Origin of the sequence: Idiomarina sp. (genome assembly GCF_019431395.1) — a bacterium.
Lineage (GTDB): Bacteria > Pseudomonadota > Gammaproteobacteria > Enterobacterales > Alteromonadaceae > Idiomarina.
This window is the reverse complement of record NZ_CP080268.1, coordinates 2,333,508-2,351,873: the sequence shown is the minus strand read 5'-3', so window position 1 is coordinate 2,351,873 and position 18,366 is coordinate 2,333,508. Positions and strand designations below refer to the sequence as shown.

Genomic DNA, 18,366 nt, shown 5'->3' with positions numbered 1-18,366 from the left:
TTGCTGAACAGGAATGCGCATGGACACTAATTGCCTTCTTCAAGGGCAGCGATTTTTGATTCTATGATCGGCAATCTCGCCCTGGCACCTCTGTGTCCTTTATCGACAGCTTTTGAATACCAGATTTTTGCCTGATAAAAATCTTGTTTAACGCCCTCACCTTTTTCATACAACACACCGAGCGTATAAGGCGCAATATCATGCCCTTCACTAGCAGCCTGCTTAAAAAGCGTGATTGCAGATTGTATATCGCCCTTGTCGAGCGCTGATGCGCCTTCAAAGAACGCGTCGTTCGCCCATACAGAAAAAGATAGAGTGAACGCAAAAGAGGACAAAAATAGCTTTCTTAACATAGGTGTTTCCCATACTCTAATTAAGCCGCTTTACGTGGCTTTTTGCTTCGCTTATTTTTAAAAGCTAAGGATATCTATCCGTTCACATTGGGCGCAAATATAGGCACATGTATCACTGCGCTTATCGCAGCGTTGGGTGTAGTGGGGGTTAATAGTGGATTTGCACTACAAATAGCGCTTGTGCACCTGATTTATAACGTTCTGGGCGTTACGCTTATTTACGGGCTGCCTTTATTGCGCAATATTCCGCTCAATTTGTCTTATCAATTATCAGTGATAGCGGCAGAGCGGAAAATGTACGGCGCAGCTTATATCGGTGGCTTATTCTTTATTATGCCTTTGGGTATTATCTTCACTACTATGTAGCTAATGTAGCGCGCCATTCTATTTTTCTGTATGCACAAAAAAACGGCGCTGATGAGCTCAGTGCCGTTTCTCTTTTTTAACTTAGTGCATGTATTAGAATGCGTATTTTGCTGAAACTTGGAAGCGGTTCATGTCGCCTTCAAGGCCGGCTTCAATTTCACGCTTTGCGAAAGCGTATTCAGCGCCAACGGTTAGCGCTTTAGTTGGCGAGTACAAGTAGTTTACACGTGTGCTATAAGTGCTTTCAGTGGTAGCTAAACCCGTTAATGATACGTCATTGTCTGCTTCAAACGCCGAGAACATGATGCTACTGCGCGCTTTTTCGCTCCACTTGTGACGATACGCAACGCCGTAACCTGTTGAGTCTATGGCTTCAAGGTCGCCGCTTTCGGTAAGTACTGCACCATTAACTGCGTTTAGCGCAGAGTATCTGCCTAAACCTTTACCCGTGTTGAACGTGAAGCGAATATCGTCGCCATTAGACAAATTGTATTTACCGGTTACCGATACACCAAAGCTGGTTTCGTCCGCATCAATGCCAGCGGCATTATCGTAAGACAACTGTCTTAATAAGCCCGCTACTTTTACATAACCCCAGTCATACTTTGACGTATAGGCAGCTACAAAGTCTGGAACGCTGCTGTCGTCACTCGTAATTCGGCTACCACCGCCAAATGGCGTAATGGTTGATTCTGGGTTTTCAAGCGCAAGCTGTAGGCCGCCGTTGGTATATCTCACCATAACTTGACGGGCAAAGGTGATGCCGTCAGTGGTACCAATAAAATCAAGTGATTCTGGTAATGAACCTACGTCCATAAAGGTCGTCCATGTTTGGCCCACCAACCAATTCTTGTAAGTTAAGTACGCGTGGCGTACTCGCGGAGTGTAGGAGTTACTGATTCGCTCATCACCGCCGCTAGTTACAAGGAAGTCGAGTTCGAATACACCGTTTATGGTATCGCCTTCAGCCGTAGGCGTTGACGTTGCAAAGCGGAATCGTGAGGTTCTGATGTGGGCATCAAATTGTGGATCTTCGTCAACGCCACCAACAGGTGTTAGTGAAGGAATATAGAAATCGCGACCTACGCTACCCGATGCAATGGTGCCATCTGAGTAGTCACTGACCATAGCGTCGACTTTAATGTAGCCTGTGAATTTCACACTTGTGTCGCCGATTGTTGCTGCTTGTGCTGCACCGGTAGATGCTGCTAGGCACAGCGCTACTGCTGTAGCCGTATTTTTTATTTTAGCTTTCATCGTGTCTGTTCCAAAAAAGTGGTTAAATAAATGTAAATTCAACGTTAACATTGCTGATTGTGTCCTTATTATCTAAAAATTAAGGGTATACGGATTTAATGGTTGATGGGGCACCTTCACCCCATCAACCATTAAATCCGTATACCCCGCAATATTTGCGATCGTATCGTCAAGCACCACCATGAGCTGGGCGGTGGCGATAACGGCCAAGGCCAGACCGAGTGGGCGCTCTGGTCTGCCTGAGTGAGAAGGGGACTCTGTGGATATCGATTAACTCCTTTGTGTTTAGTGCGATTACCGAACACCGGTTGCGCTGACTTTTCACAAAAGGGTAATCGTTCCAATGGTTGGAAGGTCAAGGCTGCGTTTGCATGCCTTGCACAGAGAGACTGTCGGCATCGGCCAGGTCTTATCAATAGCCGTGCATTTGGCAGCCCGTCGGCACAGAGCACTCGACAAATCAAAGTCTGAGGCTCCGCAGTTGACCTTACCAGCGTTGGAAAGACTAGATTGGTCGCTGGGACGATCAGGTTCCTCAATTCTCTGATTCTGTGAAGGAGTTCGATATGTATCGATTCAACGTTAACGGCATGACCTGTGGCCACTGCACATCCGCCGTCGAAAAAGCCATTAAAAGTATCGACCCACAGGCGGAAGTATCTACAGATATAGAACACGCCGAGGTCACCGTGCGCAGCCAGGTCAATGAGGCGCGTATCAGTGATGCCATCCGCGAGGCTGGGTACGATAATCAGCACCTTGCCGGGTAATCATTCAGGTCAGGGCAAGGACGCCGCTTCTGAAGTAGACGCGTCAGCGCTTCTCTTTCCCGCGACGTTGCGTGCAATTGGGTTCAATCCCGATAGCCCCGAAGCGCGTGGAATTAAGTTCTCGCTCACCCTTAGGCGTTCCTTTCACTACGCCATCCCCGGCCAGACCGCTGATAATCGGGCAGTCCGGCCGAGCGTCGCCCTGGCAGTTTTCCGCCAGGTGCTTGAGTGCACGGCTCATTTCCTGGAGTTCGCGCGCCTTGAGCTCAAGCTCCGCGACATGCTCAAGCGCAAGACGTTTGACGTCGGCGCTCGCACGACCCCGGTCGCGCCAGAGCGCAACCAGTTTATTCATCTGCGCCACCGAAAACCCGAGATCCCGTGCGCGCCGGATGAAGCGCAGGGTTTGCACATCCTTGTCCGAGTAATCCCTGTATCCAGCTTCAGTTCGCAACGCTTCCGGAATCAAGCCGATCGATTCGTAGTAGCGGATCATCTTCGCCGATACACCCGATGCCTCCGCTGCCTTTCCAATATTCATAGCCATGCCTCTCCAGATAACATCAAGCCTGCACTGTGGCAGGCTCGGTTGTCCTTATTTCGCTTGTGCAAATTCCACCTGTCTCTGCGACACGTCGTTGTCGTCCGTCCCCATGGGTGAGCGGAAATGACGCAATCTCAGTGCATTGCCGAGTACAAACACCGACGACAGTGCCATGGCGCCGGCAGCGAAGACGGGCGAAAGCAGGATGTCGTAGGCCGGATAGAGCACACCTGCCGCGACCGGAATCAAAGCCGTGTTGTAGGCAAACGCCCAGAACAGATTTTGTCGGATGTTGTCGATGGTTGCCTTCGACAAGGCGATCGCCTTTGGCACACCTTGCAGGTTACCCGACATCAGCACCACATCAGCCGCTTCAATGGCAATGTCCGTACCTGTGCCAATGGCAAGACCTACATCCGCTTCGGCCAGAGCGGGAGCGTCGTTGATGCCATCACCGACGAACGCCACCTTGCCGTGCTCTCCCTTAAGGCGGCGCACCGCGTCGACCTTGCCGTCCGGTAGCACTTCCGCCACCACCTCGTCGATCCCGAGTCGCGCCGCGATGGCCTTGGCCGTGTGGGCGTTGTCGCCGGTGATCATCGCGACCTTGAGCCCGAGATCGTGCAGGGCCTTGATGGCAGCAGGCGTCGTTTCCTTGATCGGGTCGGCAACGGCGATAATCGCCGCAAGCTTGCCCTCTATCGCAGCATAGAGCGGAGACTTACCCTCGTCGCCGAGGCGTTTGGCGACCTTGGAGAACGCCGCCACGTCGTGACCGAGTTCGCTCATGTAGCGGTCAGCACCTATCTCGACCCGCTTGCCACCGGCCTCAGCCTTCACGCCAAAACCCGTCACCGATTCGAAGTTCGACACGTCCGGCAGTGAGATGTTCTCCGCGGCGGCGTTCACGATCGCACGGGCGATCGGGTGTTCGGACTTGGCCTCGACGGCCGCGATCAGACCCAGGACGTTTGCACGTTCGAATCCAGCAGCCAGTTCCAGGTCGGTCAAGGCGGGTTTGCCTTCCGTCAACGTGCCCGTCTTGTCAACGGCGACGACCTTGGCGTCCTTGAGCAGTTGCAGCGCTTCGCCCTTGCGGAAGAGCACGCCCAGCTCGGCACCGCGGCCGGTGCCCACCATGATCGAGGTCGGTGTGGCCAGCCCCATGGCGCAAGGGCAGGCGATGATCAGGACCGCAACGGCGTTGACCAGCGCGAAAGTGAGCGCGGGCGACGGGCCGAAATAAAGCCATGCAGCGAAGGTGAGCGCGGCCACGGCGAAGACCGCCGGCACGAAATACATCGTCACCTTGTCGACCAGCGCCTGAATCGGCAGCTTCGACCCCTGCGCTTCTTCCACCATGCGGATGATCTGCGACAGAACGGTGTTGCCGCCGACAGCCGTCGCACGGATGGCGAACGCGCCTTTCTGGTTCACCGTTCCGGCCACGACCTCGCTGCCGTTCGTCTTGGAGACGGGGATCGGCTCGCCGGTGATCATCGATTCATCGACATAGCTTTCGCCTTCGATGAGTTCGCCATCCACCGGGATGCGATCGCCGGGACGAACCTCGACGATATCTCCCGACAGGACGGAATCGATCGGCAACTCGACCGTCTTTCCGTCCCTGCGCACACGGGCCATCTTGGCCTGAAGGCCGACCAGGCGCTTGATCGCCTCGGAGGTGCGTCCCTTGGCGCGAGCCTCCAGCAACCGGCCGAGCAGGATGAGAGTGACGATAACAGCGGCGGCCTCAAAGTAGACGTTGACGGCTCCGTCGGGCAGGAACCCCGGCGCGAAGGTCGCCACGAGCGAATAGCCATAGGCTGCCATGGTGCCGACCGCGACCAGGGAGTTCATGTCGGGGGCAAGCCGCCCGAGGGCCGGAAACCCCTTGTGGTAAAAGCGGATGCCCGGCACGAACAGAACGATGGTTGTCAACACGAACTGGAGATACCAATTCGTCTCCATGCCGATCGTTGAGGCAATCAGGTCGTGCATGCCAGGAATGAGGTGTGAGCCCATCTCCAGAATGAAGACAGGCACGGTCAACACCGCTGCAATCGTGAAATCACGTGTCAGTCCACGGCGTTCCGCGTCCTTCTTCTCGGTGCGCTCATCGGTCTCGCCCCGACTGCTACCCGTAGCAGCCGCGATTACCCTGGCATCATATCCCGCGTTCTCGATAGCCGTCACCAAGGCGGTCGCATCGGCGCTGCCCTGGATCGTGGCTCTTTCAGTCGCAAGGTTGACAACGGCACTGGTGACGCCGGGCACAGCCTTGAGCGCCTTTTCGACGCGACCGACACAGGACGCGCAGGTCATACCTTCGATGGAAAGCTCTGTGGTCTCAGCAGGCACCGAATAGCCAGCTTTCTCGATAGCGTTGATGAGTGATCCGCGGTCGAGTGGCGAAGCGGACTGGATATCGGCACGTTCGGTCACCAGGTTCACCGTAACAGTGTCAACGCCCTCGACCTTCTTGAGTTCAGCCTCCACGCGCCCGACGCAGGAAGCGCAACTCATACCTTCGATGGGAAAGCTTGTCACCGTCACAGCCGACGGATTCAATTTGTCTTGAGTATGCATCATTCGTCTTCTCCACAAGCATCTCCTGATGATATTCCAGAAAGATAAACCTTCCTATTGTGGGAAGGTCAAGCGCTAAATTTCCTGATGCATAGTTACCACACCCAGTACTTACGGGAACATCGAATCCGGGTTTAGGTTGAAAACTCCATACGAGTGTTGTCAGCAGTCAGTGGCACATCGGACAAATTCGCGCTAAGGGAGCGTTCGAGGTAGACAGAAGGATGCGCGATGAATTCTCTAGTACCACAATCCTTACGCATTTGTTCCAGGCCTCGCCAACCAGTTTTTCCGTTGGGAAAGTGTAATCTGTGATTGCACGCCAAAGAGAAAATCAACCAGCTAATCCGAATACCCCTGATGATTACCAGCAGAGCAAGGAAGTTAATATTGTTCCTCTTATCATGTTTATCGGTGGTCTTGTCTGGTACATAGTGACGCGCTTTCGGATCTGGCGCGAGCATTCCCGGAAGAAATAAGCGGCCGTTAGGAATGTAAGCAATATCGTTCATACATTGCTTTAGAACACAGAGGACTTTGATCGTTTTGGCTTTTTAAACCATACCCATTAGTAAGCAAGTGACTAAAAAGGAAGACCTGGAGGTGGAAATGGACAATAAAGAAGCATTTGAAAAGAAGCACGAAGCGAAAATTGAAGAGATGAAAGCTGAGATTGATCGTCTGAAGGCTAAAGCGAAACAGTCGGAGGCTGACTCTCAAATCAAGTATGAAGAGAAGATTGAAACCAACCAAGTTAATTTCATCAAGCACTAGTTTCAGGTAAAGGTCGTATTTTTGAAGAACAAATTATTAGCAAGAATTGTTGGCCACAAAATGGACACATTATGGACACATTTATTTTTACGCCTTTATTCCAGTATTTTGAGTAGCGGTCAGTTTTAGTGAAAGAAATGATATGAAAATAACGGAAAAATATAATGATTGGCGCGCCCGGCAGGAGTCGAACCTGCGGCCTCTGCCTCCGGAGGGCAGCGCTCTATCCAGCTGAGCTACGGGCGCATCTACTAAATTTTGACCTTTACCTTCGAACCCTTTTTGCCGTCCGACCTTTACCTCCGGAGGGCAACGCTCTATCCAGCTGAGCTAAGGGTGCGCATGCTTATGGAAAGCGAGGGCATTATAGGGATTTGCCCCCGCGCTGTCCAGCGTTAGCAAGCTTATTGCTTTTGTAATTTTAGGTTGTGGAAGTCGAAGCTGAAATCAGTAAAGTCAGCTACAGCTTCCATTGTCGCGGTTTTGACTTGGTTGCCGCGATCCACATCAAAATCAATAAATGCGTCAGCTTCCAGTAATGGCTGGTCCCAACGCACAATAAATGTATTGCCGTTGTAATGCTCTAACCGACCTTTAAGCATCTCCGTATGGGTAAAGTCTATGCGTAACTCACCATTATTACTGGAGATGAGCACGTCGCCGTACCAGGCGTCGTTATATTCACCGACGTACTGCTCCAATACCAGAGGAGGTTGGATATCGTCGGCCGGCTCAACACTGAAGTCCGCTTTTTCCTGTATAAACTCGCGGTATTTTTCGCTTTGTTGCGCAACCCAATCTTTATCCGGCGTGTCTAACACCACCTCCAGGGATTCCTCAACAATGGCCGTTAGCGCGCCAAAGGCTTGCTGATTACTTAAAACCGTTATCGCAAATTCTTCTTCAGGTATCACTGTTGTGAAAGATAACATGCCAAGAATACCGCCGCTGTGGGAGATGTGTTTAACGCCATAGTAATCCTTCACAAACCAGCCCAGGCCATAACCACGGAAGTACGTGCCCTGCTCCGCTGCACTGGCGGCAACCGGCAACGGCGTTTCGAGTTGCCACATGGCATTTAATGAGTCTCCGCTGAATAGCTGTGAGCCGTTCGGGGTTTTACCTTCGTTAAGCAATGTTAGTAGCCAGCGACTCATATCATCAACACTGGCCGCTGTTGCACCTGCAGCAGCAAAATCTTCCAGAAAGTCCAGCGGGAAGCGGTGTAACTCGCCATCCATCTCGATAGTACCAACGGCAACATTCTCATTGTCTGCGTCAATGCGTGAAAAACCAATCGTGCTTTCATTCATTTGCATTGCTTGAAAAAGTGTTTGTTCAACATATTGGTGGTAAGGCATGCCGGACACCCGCGAAATCACCTCTCCGGCAGTGACAAACATCAAGTTGTTGTAGTCAAAACGCTCACGAAATCCATGCTTAATAGGAACATGCGCCAGCCCGGCAAGCACTTCATCAGTGGTTTTATTGGTGTTCGGCCAAATCATTAAATCACCGGCGCCCAAACCAAGGCCTGAACGATGGCTCAGCAAGTCTCGCACGGTAAGCTCGCGTGTGATGTAAGGATCCGCCAGTTTAAATTCCGGGATATGCTCGATAACTTTATCGTCCCAGCTCAGTTTATCCTGCTCGACCAGGGTTGCAATGGCTGCTGCTGTAAAGGCTTTGGTGTGCGACGCAATGCCAAACAAGGTAGTCGCAGTCACCGGTTCATTGGATTCAATATCGCGCACACCAAACCCTTCAGCTAAAACGACTTCGCCATCTTTTACCGCAACGACGGCGATACCGGGAATATTAAAAGCTTTTAACGATTGCTCCGCGGTGTCGCGAATTTTTTGTTCCAGATCAGGGGCGGTTTCAGGTTTATCTGAGCAGGCCGTAACGCCCAGCGTTAATGCACTTGCCAGCAATAGTTGAGAGACGCTTTTCATAAACTGAATTTCCTTATTGTTTTTTTTAAGCCTACCACAGCCGCCGGAAACTTCATCGAAATCAAGCAAACAATAAAGTCACTTAAAAAACTATGAAGTAAACATTGACTCAAAAATACGAATAGTTATCATTAGCTAAAGTTTTGTAAATGATAAAGATTCTCATGTTTAAGAAGTCACTTTCCTTAGCGGTGCTAACCGCGATGTCCTGCGGAGCTGTTGCTCAACAAAACGATACCATTAATATCGACGAAACTATCCAAATTAGCGCAACGCGCACCAGCACCCCGCAAAGTGCTATTCCGGCAACCGTTTCGGTCATTGATGGAGAAGAGCTGCGCCAGCAGTTGACCGTGTCGCAATCCTTATCTGATATTTTGGGCAACCTTATTCCTGCTTTCTCTCCCTCTCGGCAGAAGTTGACCAGTGCGGGCGAAACGCTGCGTGGCCGCCAGCCCCTTTACTTAATTGATGGCGTACCTCAGTCAAATCCATTGCGTAACGGGTCTCGTGCAGCCATGACCATCGACCCCTTTATGATTGAACGTGTTGAAGTTATCCACGGCGCCAGCGCCATTCAAGGCATGGGTGCCAGTGGTGGTATTATTAACATTGTTACCAAACAAGCCGAGCAAGGCACATCACACGAGCTTAACGCCGGTTTTATGGCGCCGGATTCCGAATTTTCTGAGGGGTTGAGCTACCAAGCCGGCTATTTAGTCCGCCACGCAACTGGCGACTGGCGCTTTGTTGGTGGTATCCAGTATCGCGATACCGGCATGTATGTTGATGGCAACGGCATGCTCATCGGCGTAGACACCACGCAGGGCGATACTATGGATTCGAAAAGCTACGATGTTTTCGCCAAGCTGGGGTACGACATTGATGAACAGCAATCGCTAGAGTTCATGATTAATCGGTTTGATATGTCGGGTAATGGCGATTACTACTCGGTCGGCGGCGACCGCGCCGAAGGTATTCCGACGGTATCGGTAGAGGGTGAGTACCCGGGCGATGCGCCGGAAAACGAGGTTACCACCTCAAGTCTAACCTATAACCATAGTAACTTTTTAAACGCGGAGCTTAATTGGCAACTGTTCCTGCAAGACTTTTCGGCGCTATACGGTGGCGGAACCTATGGTGTGTTTCAGGCTCCAGCTTACGGCGATAACTTATTTGACCAGTCCCGCAACGACTCGCGCAAATATGGCTCTCGCATCACCCTAAACTGGGACAATATTCAGCAATCGCCCTACTCTGTGTCAGCTGGCCTTGATTACCTTAATGATACGACCTTCCAGGAACTTGCTCAGACAGGCCGTAAGTGGGTTCCCGAAACAGAGTTTAAGAACTGGGCTCCTTACGCTCAACTTCGCTATCAAGCTAATGGCCTAACCTTAAGCGGTGGTTTACGTTACGAGTATGGCAAACTCAATGTTGATGACTTTACCTCGCTAGCTGCCTATGGCTCAACCTTTGTCGAAGGCGGCGAACCAAGTTTTAATGAGTTGCTGCCCAATGTCGGTGCCGTTTACGCATTAACCGATCAATGGCGAGTTTACGCAAGCTACTCAGAAGGTTTCAGCATGCCCGATGTCGGTCGTGTGTTACGCGGCATTTCTACTCCGGGGTTGAATATTGACAGCTTTTTAAACCTACAGCCAGTGATTGCTGATAACGAGGAGGTTGGCGTTGAATACCGGGGCAATGCTGTAAGTGCATCCGTGAGTTACTTTCGTTCCGGATCTGACCTCGGTGCCCGCTTGCAAGCGGATGCCGATGGTATTTACAGCGTTATGCGCGAAAAAACCGAAATTGACGGGTTTGAGTTAAGTGCTGAGTACGCGTTATCCAGTGACACCGCTTTCGGCCTTAACTATGCCGAAACGGATGGTGAATACGATAGCAACGCCGATGGCTCAGTGGATACCCAGCTGGGCGGCAATAACATTGCGCCAAAGCGCGCTAATTTGTACTGGTCGCAACAGTGGAGTGGCATGATCAGCTCACAAGTGCAGTGGAATAAGTTATTTGACCGTGAAATTTACAGCGGTGATCAATCCATTAATAACTTTGACGGTTACGACACCATCGATGCATCAGTACTAATAGAAACCCGAGACTTAGGTAATTTCTCGGTCGGTGTTGAGAACCTGCTGGATGAATTCTACTTTACCTACTATGCGCAGACCGTTGGTCCCGACAGCCGCAACTTTGCCGGCCGCGGTCGCACAGTAAGCTTTAACTGGAATTACCGTTGGTAAAACCGAACCTGACACAGTGGCACCGCTGGCTGGGTTTAACTCTCAGCTTGTGGATGCTGTTGATGGCAATCAGCGGCTCGTTATTGTTATTCAAAAACGAGCTGCTGACGTTATTCTATCCGCAACTTGATCTGCAGCAGCCTGTTTCAGTAACGGAGGCGGCACATATTGCTGACGGCTTCTCGTCAGGTTACGCCTTAATGCCAACCGCCGACCGGCCCTGGTTTGAGGTCGTCAACGCTGACAAATCGCATTTTTACTATAGTGCCACTGGTGAACTCCTACTTGAGCGTCCTTATTTGGGCGACTTTGTCAGCTGGCTGGTCGAATTACATCACCATTTGGCGCTTAATGACCTCGGCAAGGATATTTTAGGTGTCCTGGGATTGTCGAGCTTGCTGCTTGTTTTTACCGGTCTTATCCGGTGGTGGCCCAGGCGCGGTTCCTTCAGACGTGCGTTGGCCATACGCTGGGCTAATCCATTCTCTCGACGTGGCATGCAGACCCTGTGGCAACTTCATCGTTGTGTTGGCGCTCTGCTATTCATTCCGATTGTTATCGTTTTAGTTACCGGCACTGCGGTTATGTATGCCGCCCCCGTTAAGTCAGCGCTAACTTATCTTTTGCCTTTTCAACCCCAGGTTAAGGAACAAAGCCTACCGCGGCAGCCGCTTAACAACTGGACACAACGGCTTGCCATTGTGTCGGACGTATTACCTGCTGCCGAAGCACGCTTACTCTACCTAGAAAATCCACAAATACGGGCGAAGCACGACGCCGAGTGGCACCCCAATGGCCGCAACTACATTCAATTCTCCGAACAAAACACTGTCAGCAACGTAATTGATGAACGGGCTACACCGCTGGGTAATCAAGTATCTAATATGATTTACCCTACGCACGTCGCTGCGGTTGGCGGATCCTTTTATTTAATTGTCGTTTTGCTCTCGGGAGTCGCATTAATACTGTTGCCCACCACCGGTATCTGGTTTTACGTTAAACGATTTTCAAAGCGCTCCACCATTCGTTAGTTAAAAAACCTGATAAGTATCGCTAAAATTTTGCGGTTAGCCTTATTTGCTTGGTCGATACGCTTGCCAGCGCTATAGTAGTTTTTATTTAAACGGTGTATTACTAAAGGAAAATACGATGACGATACAACGCACACTCTCGGGTATTGCCTTGTCAGCAGCGCTGGCATTACCTGCTGTTGCCAGCGACTACCTGTCGACAACTACACGCTTTACCGACGACAACGCTGACGCTGCTACACGCGTTCTGTTTGTGCCTGAAAATACCACCATCGCTGTAGAAGGCTGGTCTGATGCGCAAAACAAGCAGGTCGCTCGCGCAGCTGAGATCGAAGCATTTGACGGGTCGGCAGCTCAGCTAATCACACTTGTTGCGCCTGACGGCACTAAAGCTAACCATTTATTGCTTGCCGGTGTTGGTAACCCAGCAGAGTTATCACGCTTTAAAGCTGAAAACCTGGGCGCATCAATTGCTGCCGCATTAAAGCCGGAGTTAGACGATGTTGTTTTTGATACCCGTCTAATCAAAAACCCGGGCATCGCTGCTGAAATTAGTGCGCAAGTGGCACATGGTATTGATTTACGTAACTACCGCTTCGATCGCTATCAATCAGAAGCCGAAGCTCGCCCACAAACCAATTACCATTTTGTAACTGCGTCAGCGGACATTGCTGAGAAACATTACGAGGACTATCGAGCTATTGCTGAAGGCGTCTTTGTAGCACGTGACATAACAGCATTGCCTGGCAGTGACGGTTATCCCGAGGCTATCGTTCAACTCGCTCAAAAAGCGATGCAGGGCTTAGATATTGACGTTACCGTCGTTACCCCCGAACAAGTCAATGAAATGGGAATGGGCTTGCTGGAGAGTGTCAGTGCAGGTAGCCAACATGGCTCTTATCTTTTAGCTGCCCATTATAAAGGTAGTGACGACGCGCCAATCGCATTAGTCGGTAAGGGCAATACGTTTGACACCGGTGGCTATAACTTAAAAACCAGCTCCTCTTCAATACTGCGTATGCAAACCGATAAAGCGGGTGCTGGAGCGGTTATCGGTGCTGTCATGGCATTAGCTAAACAACAAGCGCCGGTCAATGTCGTTGCTATTGCGCCGTTATCACATAACTTAATTTCCGGCTCTGCCACGCTACCCGGTGATGTGGTAAAAGCCGGTGACGGGACCTTAGTCGAAATCGCTAATACCGATGCCGAAGGTCGACTCATTCTTGGTGATGGTAACTGGTATGCGAACGATAAATTTAAGCCACGCGCTATCGCCAATATCGCCACGCTAACGGGTTCTAAAGTTGGCGCTTTGGGCACAGGCTATGCGGCAATGTTTGCCAGCGAAGACGATTTACGCCAGGCGATTATCGAAGCCGGAAAAGTGACCGATGAGAAGGTTTGGGAACTACCTCTAGACGGTTATCCCGGAATTATCGACAGCCCGCTGGCAGACATCCGTAATATTGGCTCTCCGGGAACGCAGGCAGGCGCGGCCTTCCTTAAACACTTCGCCGGCGACACGCCTTGGATCCATATCGATATGGCCGCTGATGCTATGGTCAGCAGCCCTACCGGTATTCACCCGGCAGGACCGACGGGTTTTGGTGTGCGGTTATTGACTGAATGGGTACATCAGCTCAATAAATAACCGGTTATACTGCGCGGCCTTGATTAATTATAGGCCGCGCAACACCCTCTCACCGACTCCCACCTTTCCTCATTATTTTTTCTTTCACTTACCTAATATATATCTGACAAATTAATACGCTGAGTGTCATCGACTTGGGTCAGTTTGGCAACTAATGTTAGTGGCTTTTTGGGGGAGTCCATCGTGAAAAAAGTAATCACCTTAATCATTTTTCTCGTCATTAGTCCGTTCGCATTTGGCGAACAAAACTTAACTCTGAGCGATGAGGATATCGAAAATATTCTTGCTGCCTATGATCGGGTACAGCTACCAACAGACTTCTATGACAACTCAGTTAAGCCAGGCGAAACCTATCATATCCCCTCACAAGAGGAGGTTATGGAGCTAATGTTAGGTCAATTTGATTACCGCAAAATACATCACAAATTTTTAGAGTTCTACCACTCAGATAACCACCATGGCCGCTTGATACGCTCACAGTTGGACTACGCGGGCTTTGATAATATCGAGCAGTTCTCACAGGCCGCCTCATTAATGTTTGCGGTGAGTGCTCTAATAACAATTCAACAATATAACCTCGGAGGCACCCTCTGGAATACAGTGTTAGACCGAGCTGAGGCGCTGCAACAACATATCCCCAGCACTACTAAAGCAACAGTAGCACGGAATCTTCCGCGCATTCATGACTTTCTCGAAGCACAAGACGCTAAGCACGATAGACGCGTGGGACACGAACACTAGTCCCCGTTAAAAGGTGCCAAGAGATGGTATCGGCGTAATTGGCGACTTCGCGCACGTCAATTCGCGCCCCCCACAGCTCTACGTCATCTCCAACGCAGGCCTCCGGTATATCGGTAATATCGATAGTAATCATATCCATCGATACCCGCCCAACCAAAGGCGCAATCTTATTGCATACCGCAGTTGGCGTGCCATTACCACACTGTCGGGGGTAACCATCGGCATAACCAATAGCGACAGTCGCTATACGGGACGGTTTTTCTGCTATCCAGGAACTACCATAGCCGACTGAATCACCTTTTTTAAGCTCATGAATGGCGATGATCGGAGCTTTTAACGACATAGCCGGCTTTAACTCAGATTGAACTTCGGTCACGGCGGAGGGGTTAACGCCATATAAGAGTAACCCCGCCCTCACCCAATCGTTTTCGCCAATTTCACCGCGTAATTGCGGGTTGAGTAGTGCGGCAGAATTATGCAGAGAAAATTGAAACCCACTGTTCTGCCGTTTTATCTTCTCAAACTGCTGGCGTTGATAATGGTTAAGCGGCATACCTGAATCTGCATTTGCCAAGTGCGACATCAGCACCGTATCTGCGACGTTATTGCACTTTCGCAGACGCACTAAAAAGCCTTCTACTGCCGCCAGCTCTAAACCAAGGCGGTGCATGCCGGTATCAATTTTTAACCAAACACACAGTGGACGCGCCAGCTTGGCTTGCTCCAACAGCTCTAATTGATAGAGCGAATGAATTACGACCCAGAAATTATTCTCGGCAGCGACTTCCAGCTCAGCGATACTCTGACAGCCTTCCAGAATCAGCACAGGTTTATCCGAACTCGTGTGCGCGTCTCTCAACGCTAAGGCCTCATCGGTAAAGCCCACACCAAACGCATCAACACAGGGTGCTAACACATCGCAAACAGCGCCCACGCCATGGCCGTAACCATCAGCCTTGACGATACCGAGTAGTTTACCCGTTCCAATTTGTTGTCTTACCCAGTTGGCATTTGTACTTAAGGCGTCGACATCGATCTCTGCGCGAGTTGTTCTGAAATTCATTTTTACTGTTCTTTTTTATCAGTTAACGATGAGTTTACCGCAATTTTCCCCGAGTTTAACGGAAGTCTTTGCACTTAGACACGTGCTTGAGTAACGTTAACCCTAACTTTACGTTAAAAACGAGGGATTAATTATGTGGCTAAAAGCTTCTGCAATCGCCGTAAGTTTGGGGGTTGTTGCACCTCAAGTCAGTGCTGATACATTTAAATCAGAAGACATATTTCAGTTGGAGTACGCCAATCAAGTGAGCGTTTCTCCTGACGGTAACTATGTCGCCTATATCCGCAATAGTTTTGATGATATGAAAGACTCCACCCGTCGCTCGTTGTGGGTCGTCGATACGCGCACCGGCGAATCATTACCGATTTTTGACGACGGGCATAGTTATAGCGGCTTGAGTTGGTCAAACGATAGTAGTCGCCTGGCATTTACATCAAACCGTAATGAAAAAAATCAGATCCATGTTTACTGGCTTGACGAGCAAAAAGTCGCCAAGGTAACCAATGTTCACGAATCACCCTCAAGCCTTAGCTGGTCGAATGATGATCAGCACATCGCTTTTATGATGTCCGTAAAGGCCCCAGCGACCGACTTTGCTAAGTCTGTAAAAATGCCGACACGACCAGAAGGTGCTAATTGGGCCGACAAAGCAATCATCGTTGAAGAAGCTTATTACCAGCGTGATGGCGCAGGCGTGTTAGACCCTGCCCATCGCCAGGTCTTTGTGGTACCGGCAACCGGAGGTTCTGCACGCCAGTTAACCGAGGGTGAATATAGTCATCGGGGACCGCTTAGCTGGACGCAGGATAATCAGCATATCGTTTTTTCCGGTAATCGTAGCGAAAACTGGGCATACCAAATTAATGAAAGTGACTTGTATGCTGTGGCGCTCGCCGACAAGTCTATTACTCAAATTACCGATATCCCCGGCGAAGAACATTCAGCGCAGTTCTCACCCGGTGGCGAACAGCTGGTCTATTTACACAGCAATAATGAGCCCGTTCCCTACCATAAAAACCAATTATGGGTAATGGATTGGGATGATCGCTCCAGTCGCGAGCTACAGGCGGATTTCGACCGGTCTTTCGCAAGTCCACAATGGAACAGTGACGACCAGATTGCGGTTCAATTTGCTGATCGCGGTAAAAACGTCATTGCATCAGTAAGCCTGGATGATGAGCTTAATCGACGGGTTGATGATGTCGGCGGTACCTACGTTAGTCGGCCTTATACCATGGGATCTTTTAGTGCATCCTTAAATGGCGCTATCGCGTACACTCGCGGAACTGCCTACCGACCAGCCGATGTCGGTTTTCAGAAAGATGGCGAAAACAGCAAGTCCCTGACCGCGCTGAACGAAGATTTACTGGCCTACAGGGAGCTGGGTAAAGTCAACAAAATTGAGTTTGAGTCCCGTTATGACGGCGCAAAAATTCAGGGTTGGTACATTACGCCGCCTAATTTCGATAGCACCAAGGAGTACCCGCTATTACTTGAGATCCATGGTGGCCCGCACCTGTCTTACGGCCCTCACTTTGCGGCGGAACACCAGCGTTATGCAGCAGAGGGGTATGTCGTTTTATATGTCAATCATCGTGGTAGCACATCATACGGTAAAGAGTTTGCCATGCTGCTTGATGGAAACTACTCATCTCCGTACGACTTTGCAGACCACATGAGCGGCATCGATGCTCTGATCGATAAAGGATTTATTGACGCAGACAACCTCTTCATTGCCGGGGGCTCCGCCGGTGGTATCGCTACCGCTTATGCGGTTGGCATGACGGATCGCTTTAACGCCGCTGCAGCGACAAATCCGGTAATTAACTGGGTTAGCAAAGTGCTTACTGCGGACAGCTCCATGGGCCAAATTCACAACCAGTTCCCGGGCATGCCATGGGAAGAGCTAGAACACTATTGGGAACGTTCACCACTATCGCTGGTGGGTAACGTGAAAACGCCCGTGATGCTATTCACAGGTGAAAATGACCGCCGTACGCCGATTTCAGAAACTGAACAATTTTACCAGGCGTTAAAACTGCGCAAGGTGGATGCTGCAATGGTGCGTGTACCTGGTGCGTCACATGGTGTAACCTATCGTCCATCGAATATGATCGCGAAAATCGAGCATGCGCTGGCGTGGTTTGAGAGGTATAAAAAGGATTAATGAACTCAGCTACAATGGATATTGTAACATTAGGCCCTGCCGGCACGTTCTCTGAACTTGCCGCGCAGGATCTCATTAAAAATAAGGGATTAACGAGCAGTATTTCACTTGCGGATGACCTTTTCAGCGTCATTGAACAAGTTACGCCAGGAACGCTAGGCTTGGTTCCTATCGAAAACCTTAGCGAAGGTTTTGTCTCTCCGGTGGTTGACCATCTGGTTAGACATCCTCTGCAAATTATTGCGGAAACTAAACTCCCTGTCGCATTTAAAATAGTTGCAAACCATGACTCACCCGAGCATTTATGGGCGCAGTTTGTAGCTGCAGGTCAATGTCGTCAGTGCATTCAGTCAATGTCACTACCGGTCATTCACACTAACAGCAATAGTGACTCGTTGTATAAACTACTGCGCTGTAAATCACCCGCCGCAGCCATTGTTCCGGCGCATATTGACTGTCCTACGTCGCTAAAAGTGCTACATAAGACGGCAGCCGATATCGAGCACAACGAAACCCGGTTTATTTTGTTATCCGCTTCACAAGCTAACGCCAACTACGAAGCTAATATCAAGTGGAAAAGTAGTGTTATTTTAGTCGATGACAACGACCATCCCGGCCTTCTCGTTGACAGCCTCTCGGTATTTGCGAGCCGCGGTATCAACCTGACCTCTATCGTTTCGCGCCCCACCGGCGGCAAATTTGGTCAGTACCACTTTTTTATAGACTTTGATGGTCATTCTGAACAACCCCACGTAAAACAGGCGCTCGAACAACTAGCAAAATTGAATCAAATTCGTTGGCTTGGAAGCTATAAAGCGGCCTAACACAAACCAGAGGA

At 50.2% G+C, this 18,366-nt stretch carries 15 protein-coding genes, 1 tRNA gene and 1 pseudogene; 9 read left to right on the top strand and 8 right to left on the bottom strand.

All coding sequences use genetic code 11. The annotated features are described in order from the left end of the window. Window positions 1-26 precede the first annotated feature (26 nt). Window positions 27-353, bottom strand: a complete 327-nt coding sequence (locus tag KZ771_RS11360) for an SEL1-like repeat protein (protein ID WP_020744997.1) — start codon at window positions 351-353, stop codon at window positions 27-29. Window positions 354-410: 57 nt separating this feature from the next. On the opposite strand from KZ771_RS11360, the pseudogene KZ771_RS11355 reads away from it, so the two are divergent. Continuing rightward, window positions 411-719 (top strand): annotated as a pseudogene (locus KZ771_RS11355) (Na/Pi cotransporter family protein); the annotation flags it as partial. A 93-nt stretch (window positions 720-812) separates the two neighbouring features. Here KZ771_RS11355 and KZ771_RS11350 read toward each other — a convergent pair. Further along, window positions 813-1,976 (bottom strand): DcaP family trimeric outer membrane transporter, encoded by a 1,164-nt coding sequence (locus tag KZ771_RS11350; RefSeq protein ID WP_043961024.1) that lies wholly within the window; start codon window positions 1,974-1,976, stop codon window positions 813-815. Window positions 1,977-2,542: 566 nt separating this feature from the next. On the opposite strand from KZ771_RS11350, the gene KZ771_RS11345 reads away from it, so the two are divergent. Continuing rightward, entirely contained in the window at window positions 2,543-2,746 is a 204-nt protein-coding gene (locus KZ771_RS11345; RefSeq protein ID WP_063977589.1) for a heavy-metal-associated domain-containing protein, read from the top strand. Between the two features lie 43 nt (window positions 2,747-2,789). Here the strand turns inward: KZ771_RS11345 and cueR are convergent, their stop codons facing one another. The 3 genes from cueR to KZ771_RS11330 form a co-directional block, all read right to left on the bottom strand. Beyond that, complete coding sequence (gene cueR, locus KZ771_RS11340) at window positions 2,790-3,287, bottom strand: Cu(I)-responsive transcriptional regulator (protein WP_075610838.1); 498 nt, start codon at window positions 3,285-3,287, stop codon at window positions 2,790-2,792. A 54-nt stretch (window positions 3,288-3,341) separates the two neighbouring features. After that, entirely contained in the window at window positions 3,342-5,882 is a 2,541-nt protein-coding gene (locus KZ771_RS11335) for a heavy metal translocating P-type ATPase (protein ID WP_198517597.1), read from the bottom strand. Between the two features lie 131 nt (window positions 5,883-6,013). Beyond that, entirely contained in the window at window positions 6,014-6,391 is a 378-nt protein-coding gene (locus tag KZ771_RS11330; protein ID WP_290653559.1) for a hypothetical protein, read from the bottom strand. A 97-nt stretch (window positions 6,392-6,488) separates the two neighbouring features. Here KZ771_RS11330 and KZ771_RS11325 point away from each other — a divergent pair, with 97 nt between their 5' ends. Further along, window positions 6,489-6,653 (top strand): hypothetical protein, encoded by a 165-nt coding sequence (locus KZ771_RS11325; protein WP_290573653.1) that lies wholly within the window; start codon window positions 6,489-6,491, stop codon window positions 6,651-6,653. A 169-nt stretch (window positions 6,654-6,822) separates the two neighbouring features. On the opposite strand, the gene KZ771_RS11320 is transcribed toward KZ771_RS11325, so the two are convergent. Both KZ771_RS11320 and KZ771_RS11315 read right to left on the bottom strand, forming a co-directional pair. Beyond that, window positions 6,823-6,899, bottom strand: a tRNA-Arg gene (locus tag KZ771_RS11320). Window positions 6,900-7,057: 158 nt separating this feature from the next. After that, on the bottom strand, window positions 7,058-8,608 hold the full coding sequence (locus KZ771_RS11315; protein ID WP_290653557.1) for a serine hydrolase: 1,551 nt from the start codon (window positions 8,606-8,608) through the stop codon (window positions 7,058-7,060). A 149-nt stretch (window positions 8,609-8,757) separates the two neighbouring features. Between KZ771_RS11315 and KZ771_RS11310 the strand changes: the two genes are divergently transcribed. The 4 genes from KZ771_RS11310 (at window position 8,758) to KZ771_RS11295 (ending at window position 14,298) form a co-directional block, all read left to right on the top strand. Continuing rightward, window positions 8,758-10,872, top strand: a complete 2,115-nt coding sequence (locus KZ771_RS11310; protein ID WP_290653555.1) for a TonB-dependent receptor — start codon at window positions 8,758-8,760, stop codon at window positions 10,870-10,872. After that, window positions 10,866-11,903 carry a PepSY-associated TM helix domain-containing protein gene (locus tag KZ771_RS11305; protein WP_290653553.1) on the top strand — a complete coding sequence of 346 codons (1,038 nt, stop codon included), beginning with the start codon at window positions 10,866-10,868 and terminating at the stop codon, window positions 11,901-11,903. The genes KZ771_RS11310 and KZ771_RS11305 overlap by 7 nt, the downstream gene beginning before the upstream one ends. A 118-nt stretch (window positions 11,904-12,021) precedes the next feature. After that, window positions 12,022-13,557 carry a leucyl aminopeptidase family protein gene (locus tag KZ771_RS11300; protein ID WP_290653551.1) on the top strand — a complete coding sequence of 512 codons (1,536 nt, stop codon included), beginning with the start codon at window positions 12,022-12,024 and terminating at the stop codon, window positions 13,555-13,557. Window positions 13,558-13,740: 183 nt separating this feature from the next. Then, entirely contained in the window at window positions 13,741-14,298 is a 558-nt protein-coding gene (locus tag KZ771_RS11295) for a hypothetical protein (RefSeq protein WP_290653549.1), read from the top strand. Here the strand turns inward: KZ771_RS11295 and alr are convergent. Further along, the gene (gene alr, locus KZ771_RS11290) at window positions 14,264-15,361 is read right to left on the bottom strand and encodes an alanine racemase (protein ID WP_290653547.1); all 1,098 of its coding nucleotides are present in this window, start codon (window positions 15,359-15,361) and stop codon (window positions 14,264-14,266) included. The two genes, KZ771_RS11295 and alr, sit on opposite strands and share 35 nt — an antisense overlap. A 133-nt stretch (window positions 15,362-15,494) precedes the next feature. On the opposite strand from alr, the gene KZ771_RS11285 reads away from it, so the two are divergent. Together KZ771_RS11285 and KZ771_RS11280 are read left to right on the top strand one after the other, a co-directional pair. Continuing rightward, window positions 15,495-17,528, top strand: a complete 2,034-nt coding sequence (locus tag KZ771_RS11285; RefSeq protein WP_290653545.1) for a S9 family peptidase — start codon at window positions 15,495-15,497, stop codon at window positions 17,526-17,528. Then, window positions 17,528-18,352: a prephenate dehydratase domain-containing protein gene (locus tag KZ771_RS11280; protein ID WP_290653543.1), complete on the top strand. Its 825-nt coding sequence runs from the start codon at window positions 17,528-17,530 to the stop codon at window positions 18,350-18,352. Before KZ771_RS11285 ends, KZ771_RS11280 begins: the two co-directional genes overlap by 1 nt. Window positions 18,353-18,366 lie beyond the last annotated feature (14 nt).